Source organism: Paenibacillus faecalis (assembly GCF_900289175.1).
GTDB classification, from domain to species: domain Bacteria; phylum Bacillota; class Bacilli; order Paenibacillales; family Paenibacillaceae; genus Paenibacillus_AQ; species Paenibacillus_AQ faecalis.
The window spans coordinates 1-15,085 of the sequence record NZ_LT985747.1; the positions used below are offsets into that span (position 1 = coordinate 1).

General features: G+C 44.1%; 13 protein-coding genes, 1 rRNA gene and 3 riboswitches. Of the genes, 7 read left to right on the top strand and 7 right to left on the bottom strand.

Going from position 1 to position 15,085, the window contains the following annotated elements; all coding sequences use genetic code 11:
• Positions 1-344, top strand: a 16S ribosomal RNA gene (locus tag C8268_RS00025); the annotation flags it as partial.
• A 382-nt stretch (positions 345-726) separates the two neighbouring features.
• Positions 727-1,605 (top strand): pentapeptide repeat-containing protein, encoded by an 879-nt coding sequence (locus tag C8268_RS00035; RefSeq protein ID WP_106765778.1) that lies wholly within the window; start codon positions 727-729, stop codon positions 1,603-1,605.
• A 57-nt stretch (positions 1,606-1,662) separates the two neighbouring features.
• Here the strand turns inward: C8268_RS00035 and C8268_RS00040 are convergent, their stop codons facing one another.
• The 5 genes from C8268_RS00040 to gcvH all read right to left on the bottom strand — a co-directional run bounded on the left by C8268_RS00040 (position 1,663) and on the right by gcvH (position 5,331).
• A complete protein-coding gene (locus tag C8268_RS00040; RefSeq protein ID WP_234032625.1) occupies positions 1,663-2,142 on the bottom strand; it encodes a VanZ family protein in 480 nt (159 codons plus the stop codon).
• On the bottom strand, positions 2,126-3,019 hold the full coding sequence (locus tag C8268_RS00045) for a M15 family metallopeptidase (protein ID WP_106765780.1): 894 nt from the start codon (positions 3,017-3,019) through the stop codon (positions 2,126-2,128). Before C8268_RS00045 ends, C8268_RS00040 begins: the two co-directional genes overlap by 17 nt.
• Before the next feature lie 274 nt (positions 3,020-3,293).
• Entirely contained in the window at positions 3,294-3,782 is a 489-nt protein-coding gene (locus C8268_RS00050; RefSeq protein ID WP_106765781.1) for a hypothetical protein, read from the bottom strand.
• A gap of 133 nt (positions 3,783-3,915) precedes the next feature.
• Positions 3,916-4,548 (bottom strand): FMN-dependent NADH-azoreductase, encoded by a 633-nt coding sequence (locus tag C8268_RS00055; RefSeq protein WP_106765782.1) that lies wholly within the window; start codon positions 4,546-4,548, stop codon positions 3,916-3,918.
• 393 nt (positions 4,549-4,941) lie between these two features.
• Complete coding sequence (gcvH, locus tag C8268_RS00060) at positions 4,942-5,331, bottom strand: glycine cleavage system protein GcvH (RefSeq protein ID WP_106765783.1); 390 nt, start codon at positions 5,329-5,331, stop codon at positions 4,942-4,944.
• A 186-nt stretch (positions 5,332-5,517) separates the two neighbouring features.
• Positions 5,518-5,636: riboswitch (glycine riboswitch) on the bottom strand.
• Positions 5,637-5,825: 189 nt separating this feature from the next.
• A riboswitch (glycine riboswitch) is annotated at positions 5,826-5,925 on the top strand.
• A riboswitch (glycine riboswitch) is annotated at positions 5,926-6,049 on the top strand. It abuts the riboswitch before it with no gap.
• Positions 6,050-6,144: 95 nt separating this feature from the next.
• On the opposite strand from gcvH, the gene gcvT reads away from it, so the two are divergent.
• The 5 genes from gcvT (at position 6,145) to pdxR (ending at position 13,292) form a co-directional block, all read left to right on the top strand.
• Positions 6,145-7,251, top strand: coding sequence for a glycine cleavage system aminomethyltransferase GcvT (gcvT, locus tag C8268_RS00065; RefSeq protein WP_106765784.1), 1,107 nt, complete (start codon positions 6,145-6,147; stop codon positions 7,249-7,251).
• On the top strand, positions 7,251-8,603 hold the full coding sequence (gcvPA, locus tag C8268_RS00070) for an aminomethyl-transferring glycine dehydrogenase subunit GcvPA (RefSeq protein ID WP_106769770.1): 1,353 nt from the start codon (positions 7,251-7,253) through the stop codon (positions 8,601-8,603). The genes gcvT and gcvPA overlap by 1 nt, the downstream gene beginning before the upstream one ends.
• Positions 8,600-10,057: an aminomethyl-transferring glycine dehydrogenase subunit GcvPB gene (gene gcvPB / locus C8268_RS00075; protein WP_106765785.1), complete on the top strand. Its 1,458-nt coding sequence runs from the start codon at positions 8,600-8,602 to the stop codon at positions 10,055-10,057. Before gcvPA ends, gcvPB begins: the two co-directional genes overlap by 4 nt.
• Before the next feature lie 82 nt (positions 10,058-10,139).
• Positions 10,140-11,494, top strand: a protein-coding gene (locus tag C8268_RS00080; RefSeq protein WP_106765786.1) for an IS3 family transposase whose coding sequence is annotated in 2 segments (ribosomal slippage) — positions 10,140-10,593 and positions 10,593-11,494 — 1,356 coding nt in all. Because the reading frame shifts where the segments join, the coding sequence is not laid out codon by codon here.
• Between the two features lie 346 nt (positions 11,495-11,840).
• A complete protein-coding gene (gene pdxR / locus C8268_RS00085) occupies positions 11,841-13,292 on the top strand; it encodes a MocR-like pyridoxine biosynthesis transcription factor PdxR (RefSeq protein WP_106765787.1) in 1,452 nt (483 codons plus the stop codon).
• A gap of 205 nt (positions 13,293-13,497) precedes the next feature.
• On the opposite strand, the gene C8268_RS00090 is transcribed toward pdxR, so the two are convergent.
• Together C8268_RS00090 and C8268_RS00095 are read right to left on the bottom strand one after the other, a co-directional pair.
• Positions 13,498-14,445: a COX15/CtaA family protein gene (locus tag C8268_RS00090; RefSeq protein ID WP_106765788.1), complete on the bottom strand. Its 948-nt coding sequence runs from the start codon at positions 14,443-14,445 to the stop codon at positions 13,498-13,500.
• Positions 14,446-14,716: 271 nt separating this feature from the next.
• The gene (locus tag C8268_RS00095; RefSeq protein ID WP_106765789.1) at positions 14,717-14,911 is read right to left on the bottom strand and encodes a hypothetical protein; all 195 of its coding nucleotides are present in this window, start codon (positions 14,909-14,911) and stop codon (positions 14,717-14,719) included.
• Positions 14,912-15,085 lie beyond the last annotated feature (174 nt).

The window sequence follows — 15,085 nt, forward strand, 5'->3', positions numbered from 1 at the left end:
AGGCTGGGCACTCTAAGGTGACTGCCGGTGACAAACCGGAGGAAGGTGGGGATGACGTCAAATCATCATGCCCCTTATGCCCTGGGCTACACACGTACTACAATGGCTGGTACAACGGGAAGCGAAGCCGTGAGGTGGAGCCAATCCTAAAAAGCCAGTCTCAGTTCGGATTGCAGGCTGCAACTCGCCTGCATGAAGTCGGAATTGCTAGTAATCGCGGATCAGCATGCCGCGGTGAATACGTTCCCGGGTCTTGTACACACCGCCCGTCNTTCCAAACGATTAAGGCGTGCAACTTATTTGGCAGTAACCTGTGGTCTACGAGGAGATCTAAATCTCCGTATCAGAGAGTACTATGACAAGAAAAAAAGTGAAGGGAAGCCCCATAAAGTAGCTGTGATTGCTTGCGCTAACAAGTTATTACATCACATCTACGCTATGCTCAAGAAAAGGCAACCCTACACTTTATAATCCTTGCAAGCCATAAACTTCCATTTTTGTGGAGGTTTATTTCGTATGCTTTTTTAGTATAGCAAATTTCTTTCGTTTCCAATAGCTTGACTTGACAAACCATTAGCTGGTTTTTTGTATTTTAATATAAACATCTTGAAGACGATAGTAAAAACTTTTTATGATAAGCATCTGTTAATCTGTCCCAGGAGTGATGTAAAATCAGGAATATGCCATTTTTCAAAACTATATTGAATGTAAAGGAGATCACGGGTTATGCTCCACCATCAAGAATATTCAAAATCTGTACCCACTCGAAGCACTTTAAATTTGAAAGCTGACTGTGAGCGTTGCTTCGGTTTATGCTGTGTGGCCCTTCCCTACTCTGCTTCCGCAGATTTCGCAACAGATAAAGATGCCGGAGTGCCTTGCTCACACCTTCAAACGAACTTTCGCTGCGGCGTTCACGATCGTTTGAAACAACTAGGCTATCGCGGCTGTACGGTATATGATTGCTTTGGAGCAGGGCAGCAGGTTTCCCAAAACACCTTCAATGAACAAAGCTGGCGGCAAACACCCGAGACAGCGAAGCAAATGTTCGAAGTGTTTCCGATCATGCGACAGCTTTATGAAATGCTATGGTATTTATCAGAAGCATTAACGTTAGAACCCGCCTGTTCACTTCATACCGATATTCAAATAGCTCTTGATGAGACGATGCATCTGACAAATCTTGACCCGGACTCTCTCATCCAACTGGATGTGGCAGCACACCGTGCACATATCAACCCGCTTCTTCTGCAAGTAAGTGAGCTTGTAAGAAATGAAGGCTCTGGCAGGGATAAAGTTCCGTCCCTACATCGCAAGACGCTTGGGCGAGGTGCTGATCTGATCGGTGCGAAACTTAAAGGTGCTAACCTAAGATATGCCAATCTAAGAGGCGCTTATCTTATCGCTGCTGATCTCAGAGATGCCGACTTAAGAGGCGCCGATGTGATCGGAGCTGACTTTCGAGATGCAGATTTAAGCGGAGCTGATCTTACAGAGAGTATATTTCTCACCCAACTACAGCTCAACGCAGCCAAAGGCAGCGAAAGCACGAAGCTGCCGCCGTCCCTAGTTCACCCGATGCATTGGATTGTAAATTGCAGTTAACTACATTAACATGGAATAATTCCAGTGGCGAGCAATTCGAAAAAATGTTATATACTGTTATTTCAATCCTTTGTAAATCAGTCTTATGACTTGAAAAGCGATATAGCCAAGTATACCACCGCTTACATTCAGGATCAGGTCATCCACATCAAATGTGCCCATTGAAAATAATACCTGCGAGCATTCCAGAGCCAAGCTTATGCCAAAAGAGCTTATAACAGCAACGATAAATTTGTATTTGGTCAGCAAGCTAACAAAAATCCCGTTAGGGACAAATATGACAATGTTCCCAATTAAATTCATAAAAGTGTGCTTGCTTGAAAGATTGTGCAAACTTCGCTTAATGGTTTTAAAAGCGGTAAGATTACCGGATTGCAGTCGATGCTGCACATATTCCGGATTCTCAACCGCTTTTTGCAGTTGCTGCCAAAGGAATGAAACATCGACCGGAGCATACTTAAACAAAATCACCCGAAGCAGCACATATAAATAAAGGACGAACAGCATCAGTATGATGATCTTATTCCATGACTTCAACGTCTTCGCCCTCATTTTGATGGATCGTAACGATCACCCCATCTACATTATTTCCAGATAATTCATACTGATGCTGAGCCGGCACTTCAATCGTCATATGATCCGAAACGGGCACGAACGAAATTTGATAGTTCTGACCGTCTATTGTTGCAGTATAGTTTCCTTGTTCCTTCAAAAAGTCCAAATACTCCTCTAATGTTAAATTCTTGTCATCCATGATCTTGCTGTGCGGCAAACCTACATATCTAAAATGCCAAGGCTCATACATAATACCTGTAATATCTGTTTTGTCCTCAGGATATCTCAATATAAAACCATATTCCGATGCATGCTCTTGTAACCAAGCGCCCTCAGGAGCTGTGCTGATCGATTCTAAAGTCGATCCGATATCAAGGGCAAAACCGATATTATGTTCACTGTAGCCCGGAGGCAAAGCATACTCCCCGCCTTTTTCCTCATAAAGCTTTTCTTGTTCGGATTCATCTCGGTATCCACTGCTAATCATAAAATGACTGACGCCATCCTTGTCAGCATCCTGAATCATCTCGCCAAAAATTTGGGCTATATTTGTCGATAATTGTATGGTGTTATCAAGCAAGCCATAGCCTTGTGTCAGCTCATTATTCTCATATAAATAAACAATATCAGCTGGAATCGCATCCGGATGAATGGGATACTCTTTATTGACCAGTACCAGATTCCCTTTATGCACCTGTTCTTTAGGAATTGTGACTGTATTATACATATCTTTAGAAGTGGATTCTGAAGCTTGATCCACGTTGTTTTCCTGAGCGTTCATGTTCACGTTTTGCGCTGGCAAAACGGATTCACAACCTACTAATAATAACAGTGATAAACTTACCAACCACTTCTTCAACTTTGCCATCTCCTTAACCTTTGTGCTTCTAGGATAGTAGAAAAAACTTAACAATAAGTATGGGAAAGTTAAAGTTTTTCTTAAGATTTTATCTTTACCAGAGCATAGCCTGTCCGCATCGCACAGATCACTTCTTCAATTTTCACAGCATAACATCCATTTTACAGCGATTACGCATCACAAGCAAAGCAAATATAATTAAAAAGAAACGCCTTCTGTCTCCTGGTTATGGAGAATGAAAAGCGTTCTTTGCATCATCTTTAATAATTGATTTTTAAAATCTAAAATAGGACATTAATGGCATAATTGCCTTGATCACATTCATTCCTACTTGGATATGCGGCATAACCTGACCGAAGAATTCAAACAAACTAGGCCTTTTGAACTCGTTCGCCGCTCCTCCAGAGGCTTGTGCATTGCTCGCAGCTAGCGCAGCATTAGCAGGGGGTACAGTATTAGCAACGGGAGCATTGTTTACAGTCGGTGCATTATTTACAGTGGGTGTATTATTCCCGACTAGCGGACTATAAAATCCAAAAAACGGATCAAATAAGCCTGATATCCGTGCCTTGTCTCTGTTCTTGGTTATGGAAACCGGCAATTTCTTAACAGGCCGCCAGCCGGATAAAGTAACTTTATTTTTTTCAATACCGTTCATCATTCCAACGACATAGCTTCCATCTTTCAAAACAACTAGAACCGGTTTTCCCAGCCGTTGGGATTGAGCTGAATTTCTCCGATTCTTTTTTCGTTTTGAAGGCATCTACTCACCTCACTTTTCACTTTCTTATATATCATTTTATTCATCCCCCGTTCGTTTTCTTGGGTATTTGGGATATTAACAAAAAAAAGAACCCGCAATCATCTGCGAGTTCTCTTCTAACAAGCCTATAATATTAAACCAATTGATGTGTAAGCTGTGCTGCAGCTTCCTTTACTTTGGCCAGACCTTCGTTAATAATCTCATCCTTACGATCTGGGAAGGCATTATGGCCTTCAATAACAACTTCGTTAATGACTTCCATACCGAATACACCGCTAACGATATTACGGATATAAGTTGATGCCATTTCCAAAGGCGCAGCTTCCGGTGTCGAATAAATTCCACCGCGAGCGGAAAGAAGAATTACCTTCTTGTCGTTCATCAGGCTTACCAACTGACCCTGCTCATTGTATTTAAAGGAGAAACCTGCTTGATAAACATAGTCAATAAACGTTTGCAGCTTCGCTGGAATCGTCATATTCCACAATGGGAATGCGAAGACAACAACATCAGCAGCAGCGAAAGCATCCATTGCCTTTTGTTTTGCTGTCAAAATACGAGATTCCACATCCGTTAATTCCTCACCTGCTTGCACTTTTGCAAAAGCACTGAACAGATCTTGTCCGAAGTAAGGCATATCTTCTTCAAAAACATCAAAAACCGTTACATTTTGACCCTTTACTTCTTCCATAAAAGTTTCGTACATTTTACTGGATACCGCTTCAGAAGCCGGGCGGTTATTGGCTTTTACTACTAAAATATTCATGCGTATAATTTCTCCCATCTCTCTATGTTAATCTTGTGAGTTATTTCACTCACTGACAATAGTATAGCATCTTAACCTTGCTTAGTCACTTATAATTTACCATCAACATGATGATATTTCATACAAGTTCGAATTTTTGTCATAAAGAAAGCTTCGAAAACATATTTACTTCATATTATTTATCAAAATACACTTGACAAAATCAAGAAACACGATGCTGAATCATTCTGGTTTAGCCATACCAATACTTCCTTTCTATGCAAAAAAGCAGAACCACGGTGATTGACGAAAACTAAATGTAAACAAAATTGGCGTTCAAGACATCCTTCAGCTACCTGAATGTCATGAACGCCATACTTTTTACTTCAATGTCTTACTTGGATCAGAGAATCATCATTCTACATGAGCACGATAAGCTTCCCCTGTAAGCAGCTTAGCCAGCTCTTCCTCCAGATCGCCTGCTACTTCGACTTCAACAATCCATCCACCATCATACGGTTCACTGTTCACCAGCTCCGGCTGATCTTCAAGATTCTCGTTTAGCTTCGTTATTTTTCCGGATACCGGACAATAAAGCTCAGATACCGTCTTTACCGATTCAATCGATCCGATGCTGTCCCCGGCAGACACTTCAGAATCAATCTCTGGCAGTTCTACAAAAACAATGTCCCCCAGCTGGTTTTGCGCATGATCTGTAATTCCGATTCGAACGATATTTCCTTCCACCTTCAGTACCCACTCATGATCTTCACTATAAACCAATTGCTCTCTGATTTCACTCATTTGAAGTCCCTCTTTTCTTCAATAGTGCTAAAACTTAAACATTTTTGTTTAGAATCTTAGAATCAAAAAAAACAGGAAAAGACTCTCGCCTCTTCTCTGTCCTTGGTACCTGAGAGTTTATGAAAGACCATCCCTTTTCCATGGCCCTTCTTTCCCCTTTGGTGGCTTACGCTCTCTCCAGAGTTGCGTCAGATAGCGGTACGTTTACCTGAGAGATTACCCGTTAACCGGCTGGTTTAACGAATTGCTCCTTCGGTGCCGTGAACCCGTGTTCAGGGTCCGCAGTCTCTCCCGTCCATCCTCATTCGCATTATGTAGTTCGGTTGATTTCTCCCACAGGATATAGCACTTATCCGTTCATGTCAATATAGCTGACAAAAAAACTTCTTTTCACTTAACTTAAGGTTGACACCCTATAGAGAAGGACGGCTATAATGAGATGAGCAGTGTAAACGGATTCATCATCATGAATGAAGCAACAACTGAATAAGCGGATGAACGTATTGGGAGAGATTACCCTCTATGATGGGTAACGCCGAAGGAGTAAGCCGATAGTTCGGTGAATCTCTCAGGCAAAAGGACCTTTACCGGACGCATCTCTGGAGAGCATCCTGATCATTTTCAGGATCACCCAAGGGGAAACTCACACGCGCTACATTCGTTGACTACAGATTTTGTGTAGAGGTAACTCTCAGGTACAAAGGACAGGGGAGAAGGATCATGTGCATGCAAAACTTGCTTTGCTTGTACATTATTCTTTTTGTTGTCCTTTTTTTGTGTCTATCCCATTTCACGAGAAAGAGGTGCTTAAGTATGAGTACATTAAAGCGTACCCCGCTTTACCCGTTTTATTCCGATTTCCCTTCTGTTCGATGCATTGATTTCGGCGGCTGGGAAATGCCCGTACAGTTTCATGGAATTGTTCGAGAACACGAGGCTGTGCGCAAGCAAGCCGGTCTCTTTGACGTTTCGCATATGGGTGAATTTCTGGTGACTGGTCCGAGCGCCGAGTCCTTTTTACAACAAACCGTCACGAATGATGTGTCCCGACTATCCGTTGGCCAGGCCCAATATGCGTTCATGTGCAATGAAAACGGTGGTACCATAGATGATCTCTTGATCTACAAACTTTCGGAAGACCGATTCATGCTAGTCGTGAATGCATCCAACATCGATAAAGATTTTCGGTGGCTCGAAAGCCATTTGATCGATGGGGTTGACCTGAAGGACATCTCCGCAGAAACGGCACTGATTGCCCTGCAAGGACCCGAAGCCGAGGCGATTCTGTCAAAGGTGATGAGCGAACCTGTTCAGTCTTTGTCCCCCTTTCATTTTATTCAAGATGCCAATGTAAGCGGTTCTTCCGCACTGGTCTCCAGAACCGGATATACGGGGGAAGATGGCTTCGAAATTTATTGTACAGCTGAAGCCGCTCCGGCTATATGGAAGGGACTGCTTGCTGCCGGTGAGCCAAATGGTCTGATTCCAGCTGGGCTTGGCGCGCGCGATACGCTTCGCTTCGAAGCAAAACTCGCACTGTACGGCAACGAGCTGTCTGAAACGATTACTCCGCTTGAAGCGGGACTCGGCTTTTTCGTCAAGCTGGATAAAGGTGACTTTATCGGGCGAGATGCGCTAGCCAAGCAAAAGAGCGAAGGTGTAGAGCGCAAAATTGTAGGACTTGAGATGATAGACCGCGGAATTCCACGCTCTCACTACCCGGTATATGCAGGGGATTCTCTGATTGGGGAAATTACAAGCGGTACGCAGTCTCCGACATTAAAACGAAACTTTGGGCTTGCGCTGATCGACAGCAAATATGCGGCTGTGGGCACGGAAGTTTCAATAGAAGTTCGCGGCAAACGATTGAAAGCAACCGTCGTCAAAACACCATTTTATAAAAAAGGAGCAACCTTATGATGAAGCATCGTTACTTGCCAATGACGGAACAAGATCAGGCTGAAATGCTTGCTACCATAGGCGCTGAATCGATTGAGGATCTGTTTGCGGATATCCCTGAAGAAATCCGTTACAACGGAGTTCTGCCGATGTCCAAAAGGCTTAGTGAGCCGGAGCTGTTAAAGTTTATGCATGAGCTTGCTGCCCGTAATGCTGATTTTGAACGATACACAAGCTTTTTGGGCGCGGGGCTTTATGATCATCATATCCCCGTGGTCATTAACCACGTGATTTCACGCTCCGAATTTTATACAGCTTATACACCTTATCAGGCCGAAATCAGTCAGGGAGAGCTTCAGGCAATCTTTGAGTTTCAGTCTTACATTTGTGAGCTGACCGGAATGAAAGTGGCTAATGCCAGTATGTACGATGGATCTACGGCTCTGGCTGAAGCCGCAGCGCTTGCATCAGGAGCTACCAAGCGTAAAAAAATCGTCGTCTCCCGAACAGTTCATCCGGAAGCGCGGGAAATCCTTCATACATCCGCTCGCGGGCTTGGCCTGGAGGTTGTAGAAATCGGCTTTCATAATGGAGTAACGGATATGGAAGCCTTGTCATCTGCTATAACGGATGATACAGCTGCTGTCCTTATTCAGTCTCCGAATTTCTTCGGTTGCATCGAGGACATCAGAGCGATCGAACCGTTAGTTCATGCGCAAAAGTCACTTCTTGTACTTAGTGTGAACCCCCTGTCCCTTGGATTGCTCGAATCACCTGGCGAACTTGGAGCGGATATCGTTGTCGGCGATGCCCAGCCTCTAGGCATTCCAGCTTCACTTGGTGGTCCGACCTGCGGATTCTTTGCCGTATCAGAGCCGCTCATGCGCCGTATTCCTGGCCGAATCGTCGGTCAGACCATTGACAAGGAAGGCAAGCGGGGATTTGTTCTTACACTTCAAGCCCGCGAGCAGCATATAAGACGCGAAAAAGCTACATCGAACATTTGCTCAAACCAGGCGCTGCTTGCGCTTTGCGCCTCTGTCTATATGTCTACCCTTGGCAAAATGGGAATGCAGGAGGTCGCATTGCTTAATGTCCAAAAATCACATTATGCCTCCGAACGCATCACTAAGGGATCAACCTTATCGCTGGAATTTACATCTCCATTCTTTAACGAATTTATTGTAAAACTGCCGGACGGCGCTGATATTAAAGATTTAAACGCGAAGCTGATAAAGGCTGGTTATATAGGCGGCTATGATCTGGGACTCGTTTATCCAGAGCTGCAAGGCCGCATGCTGATTGCCGTTACCGAACGGCGGACAAAAGAGGAAATAGACCGATTTATCGACGAATTGGAGGCGATCATATGAAACCGGAAAAAGCGCTCATCTTTGAACTAAGCAAACCCGGCCGCGTAGCCTATTCATTACCGGATTGTGATGTGCCAGAAACGGATGTGTCAGAATGGATTCCAAAGAGTATGCTGCGCAGCAAACCGGCAGAGCTCCCGGAAGTATTCGAAGTTGATGTCATTCGCCATTACACGGAATTGTCCCGCCGAAACTTCGGCATCGATAACGGCTTTTATCCGCTTGGTTCCTGCACGATGAAATATAATCCGAAAATCAATGAGGATGTGGCCCGTTTTCCGGGCTTTGCCAAAATTCATCCGTATCAGCCAGAGGAAAGCATTCAAGGCGCTCTTGAAATGCTTTATACCCTGCAGAATGATCTCGCCGCGTTAACCGGAATGGATCAAGTTACACTTCAGCCGGCGGCTGGCGCTCACGGAGAATGGACCGGACTGATGCTGATCCGTGCCTATCATGAGAGCCGCGGTGAGCACCGGACCAAAGTGATTGTTCCGGACTCTTCACACGGAACGAATCCGGCAAGCGCTACCGTAGCAGGATATGATACGATAACGATTCAATCGAATGAACGGGGTATGGTTGATCTGGATGCTCTCCGGGCCGTTGTCGGAAGCGATACAGCGGCGCTGATGTTAACCAACCCAAGTACGCTCGGTTTATTTGAAGAGGAGATCGTGGAGATTGCCGAGATTGTGCATGAAGCAGGCGGACTTCTCTATTATGACGGTGCAAATTCCAATGCAATTATGGGTATTACGCGCCCAGGAGATATGGGGTTTGACGTCGTTCACCTTAATCTGCACAAGACGATGAGCACGCCGCATGGCGGTGGCGGTCCAGGCTCTGGTCCTGTCGGGGTGAAGGATCTATTAGTCCCGTTCCTTCCTAAACCGATCGTCTCCAAACGTGAAGATGGAACATTCTTCTGGGATTACGACCGCCCACAATCGATCGGGCGTGTCAAAGCTTTCTACGGCAACTTCGGCATTCTCGTTCGTGCTTACGCATACATCCGAAGTTATGGACCGGAAGGACTTCGCCGGGTATCCGAGCTTGCCGTCCTTAACGCCAACTATATGATGCATAAGCTGGCACCTTATTATGAAGTCGCTTATCCGGGTCTTTGCAAACATGAATTCGTATTGTCCGGCAAAAAACTGAAACAATACGGTGTACGTACCCTCGACGTTGCGAAACGACTGCTCGATTTTGGCTACCATCCACCAACGATCTACTTCCCGCTTAATGTGGAAGAATGTATTATGATCGAGCCGACTGAAACGGAAAGCAAGGAAACACTTGACGGCTTTATCGACGCAATGATTCAAATTGCAAAAGAAGCTGAAACAAACCCGGAGCTTGTCATCAATGCCCCACATACAACCGTGGTGAAGCGTCTTGACGAAACCACGGCTGCACGCAAGCCAGTCTTGAACTGTTCTTGCAGTTAAATTGCACAGCAAAGCAGGCCACCAATCTGAACTGCACCCCAATTGTTAGACACACTCTAACAGTTGGAGGTGCAGTTTTTTTATGACTAAATTTACGAAAGATAGTAAATTGGCGATAATTCAAGGGTATGACCCTGATCTTATATCGCAGACGGAATACGCAAATCAAATGGGCGTTACTAAGTCCCAATTCCAATATTGGTTGAAGCTCTATGAGATGCATGGTCAGTCAGCCTTTATTAACGGCTATACAAATTATCCGGCAAGCTTTAAACTGGACGTACTCAATCATATGGCTCAATCAGACGCTTCTCTCATGGATACCGCTGCTCTGTTCAACCTTCCGGACTTCTCCATGTTGTATTCCTGGCAGAAAAAGATGGAGACAGGCGGTCTAGAAGCCCTTGAGCCAAAAAAGAAGGGGCGTCCATCCATGAAGAAAGATTCCAATTCGTCTATCAAACGATCCGTAGTTGAAGGGTCTGACGAAGCACTTAAAGAACGTATCAAGCAGCTTGAAATGGAAAATGAGTATCTAAAAAAGTTGAATGCCTTAGTTCGAAACAAGGAAAAATCACCAAACAAGACAAAGCACAAGTCGTCTGGGAACTGAGGCATAAATATCCGGTGATGGCACTCGTACAGCTGGCTGGTATCCCGCGCAGCACCTATTACAACCTTATAGCACGTATAAATCAACCAGATTTGAATACCGATTTGGAAGCTGAAATTCAGTCAATTTACGCGGAACATGAGGGGCGTTACGGATATCGCCGTATTCGTGATGAACTGGTAACCCGTGGATGGAAAGTAAACCATAAGAAGGTTCAGCGGCTCATGAAAAAGCTAGGCATTAAATGCCTAGTCCGCATGAAAAAGTATAAGTCGTATAAAGGGACAGTGGGCAAGATTGCACCGAATCATCTGGACCGCCAGTTCACGGCGGAGGCGCCAAATGAGAAATGGGTGACGGACATCACGGAGTTTAAGTTGTTTGGAGAAAAGCTGTATCTATCACCCATTTTGGACTTATTCAACGGGGAGATTATCACCTATACCATTGGTTCACGACCAACATATTCTCTGGTATCTGAAATGCTGGATGCAGGACTGAAGCGTCTGCCGGAAGAGCACCATCTTCTTCTTCATTCAGATCAAGGATGGCATTACCAAATGAAGCCGTATCGCCATGCGCTTAAGTCCAGAGGCATTCTCCAAAGCATGTCACGAAAAGGGAATTGTTACGATAATGCCGTCATAGAGAATTTCTTCGGTATTCTCAAGTCGGAGTTTCTGTACTGTAAAGAGTTTGAAAATGTCGAACATTTCAAGAAAGAACTGAAAAAATATATTGAATACTACAATACTAAACGGTTGAAGGCAAAATTCAAAATGAGTCCGGTACAGTACCGAACTCATTTTGAGAAAGCTGCCTGATGAAATAACCGTGTCTAACTTTTGGGGGTCACTTCAATCATGGGCGGCCTGCTATTTTTTATATGAATCGCTTTTCCAGAGGATATCCTCCTAAAAAAACTTCCGGAAACACGACCAGCTCTGCCCCCTGCTTTCGCTGCGTCTCTCGTATGTTCAACGATCTTGCTCATTGCTGATACGGCTAAATAGATCATCCAATCTTCTCAAAAAAAGATCACCGTTCATTAATTTGATAGACTTTTGTCAAATATATGATGAAATTCAGACATGACCACAAAATAAATAATGCTATGATAAAAATCACAGCACAACTTAGATCGATATCCAAACAGAAAGGGTGAAAAACGTGTGGAAACCTGATCGTAATAGCAAACAGCCCCTCTATCAGCAAATCGCGGATGATCTCGAACAAAGAATATCTTACGGGGAGTTTCCACCCGGAAGTTTGCTTCCTTCCGAAAGAAAATTGGCAGAACAATTGAAGGTAAATCGAAGCACTGTCGTTCTGGCATACGCAGAACTGCGGTCGCTTGGAATCATTGAAAGCAGATCCGGAAGCGGTACACGAGTTAGTCAGACGAAATGGGGAGCCACACCAAAGCATACTCCCAATTGGCATCGTTATGCGGAAGGCGGCAACTTTTTGCCGAACTTGCCCTTTTTACGCCGTATTCGAACAGCTCTCGAACAAGATCCATCGATTATAGATTTTGCCAGCGGTGAGTTATCCGGTGACTTGGCGCCTATTGATGAAATCAACGCTATTATGAATGAGAAACAATATACAACTTATTTTGGCTATGACAATCCGCAAGGATATATTCCTCTAAGGCAGGAACTGGTTTCATTTCTTAAAAAATACCGTGGTATCCATACGAATGAATCGTCAATTCTGATTACATCCGGTTCGCAGCAATCTCTATACTTGATAACCCAGTGTCTGTTATCTCCTGGAGATGCTGTTGCCATCGAAGACCCATCCTATACGTATTCTTTACCTATGTTCCAGTCAGCCGGTCTGCGCTTGTTCAGACTTCCTGTAGACAGGCAAGGTTTACAGCCAGAAGACATACGTGCTCTATATAAAAAACATAAAATCAAGATGGTGTTTATCAATCCAAACTTCCAAAACCCGACAGGTACTTTGCTGGCCCAAGAGAAAAAGAAACAATTGCTTGATATTGCAAGCGAGCTGGGACTGCCGATCGTAGAGGATGACCCTTTTAGCTTAACCGCTTACAAACATACACCGCCATTACCGTTAAAATCAGCGGATACACTCGGCTCCGTACTGTACATCGGATCTTTCTCTAAAATTGCTGCATCGGGCTTGCGTGTAGGATGGATGGTAGCTCCTCACTCCGTTGTGGAGCGACTGGCTGATGCCAGACAGCAAATGGACTTTGGGCTTAGTGTTATCCCGCAAAAGGTTGCTTCAAAATTTCTGAGCTCATCGTATTTTGATCCTCATATGGATCGGCTGCGTATAAACCTCCTTTACAAGCGGGATTTATTTATTGAAGCACTGCAAAAAGAACTGCCTGATCTGGTACAGTTTCAAATTCCTGATGGAGGATTACATCTATGGTGCAAAATTGTACCTGAAGTCAATGACAGCAAGCTGCTGGATGCGGCTATTCAAAAAGGCGTTATTTTTGTACCCGGTAGTGTCTATGGCTCACTCTCCGGTTACGTAAGGTTCACATATGCTCGTGCAAAAACAGAAGACATTCAGAGGGGTGTCGCCAAATTTGCCGAGGCGCTTCGATCCCTTTTAAATACGACTGAGCAGACATAGGCGGTTACTTTTTCGTGCTCGTACAATTTGAATTTGATATACTTCTTGATTTGAATAAAAGGTGCATGAAAAGATTCCAATTAAATTGAAATTCTTTCCCATGCACCTTTATTTGGCGACTCCATCGCTATGACCGAATGCAATAATTCGTATACATGTCACCATCCGATTTTGTTGATAAACATCACATTTCTAGCGTTTCTATCTACAATCCCTGCAGTGCCCCTTCACTTCCGTATCTTCCCTTCCATACCCGAATAGACAAAGCGGTCAGTAAGCTAAACAAAAAGGTAGCAAGCATATTATGAAAAAGACTGGTAAACAGATAAGCATCTGGCTGATTCATAGCAAAAGTGAGCCATGCCCCGCTAAAGATTTGTGCCAATACAATAAAGAACAAAACCTCTACCGAAAATGTAAGCTCCGAGTTATTGCTTGTCCCTTCGTATCGACGGACCATGACAACTAATGCAATAGCCAAAACCAGGAGCAGTGCAGCAGCTACCCGATGAATGAAGACGATGCCCGATGCTCCGCTCAGCTCAGGAATGACTTGTCCGTTGCAAAGCGGCCACCCTTCACAACCGGCATCTGACTCCGTATGACGAATGTATGCTCCCAGATAAATAACGATAAGGCTGTAGACCCAGGTTCCCCATACAAGAGCTCTGATGTGCATCGGAATCGGAGCTTTATGAATGTCTGCTGCTGCTGTTCGGGCCTGATGCATCCATACGATAAGCATCATGCTGCTGGCCACTGCAAGCAGTGATATCCCAAAATGCAGGGCCATGACAGCCGGCTGCTGAGGCCACATAACATTTGCCGCTCCCATCAAGGCTTGAACGATTGTGAAGAACAACGTTCCGCCAGCATAATACAACGCTTCCTTATGTGACTTGTAATACCGCCACGTTGCAATGAAGGTGGCAAGTACAAGCAATCCGACGATTCCTGTTATCATACGATGAGAATATTCGATCATGGATTCCAGCGTATATGCAGGAACAAATTTCCCGTTACATAATGGCCAATCATCACCGCACCCGCGGCCCGATCCTGTTTTCGTAACAATCGCGCCTGCGAGCAATACAAAGAACATACCGATGAATGAAGACCACGCCAACAGGCGATAACGTAATGAGAAAAACATACAATCCACCTCTTCTGTCTACTTAAATGCCTGGTAAGTTTATTGTTTATTTCAGTTCCAATGAACGTTTTAAAGGCTACATTAATGAATCATAAAGATTTACATTTCATTCGTAACCATCCATTATTTATTTTCTCTGCCCATCCGGTAACTTTGTTTTCCTTCAATGAATCAGACCGACTCTCTCTCCTCATACCGAAACAAAAAGCCCCGTCAATTATCAGTTCTCTAAACCGATAATTGGCGGGGTCAAGTAGCATATCATTTATTTTTATTTATAGATCACCCAGATTAAAATAAAGGCAGCCAAAGAAAACAGATACATAACACTTAGCTTGGTAATATTTGCTTTCGTCTTTCGTTCGTAGTTGGGGTTTGCTCGTTTATTCTCTTGAGAAAGACCTACAAGCAACGTACCTACACCTCCAATTAATGCAAGTGTAATAACGATAATGTACAAGACCATCACGAACAACCCCCACAAAATTTATCATTCGTAATTCACAAGGTCAACCCTGACCGTAAGAGTCACTGATGAAGTGACTTCAAGAACCATATCAATATAACTATAATAAAAATGGCAGTGAACGTAACCATCCAATTTGTAATTTCCCCAGCCATCCACTTTATCCCGCCGATA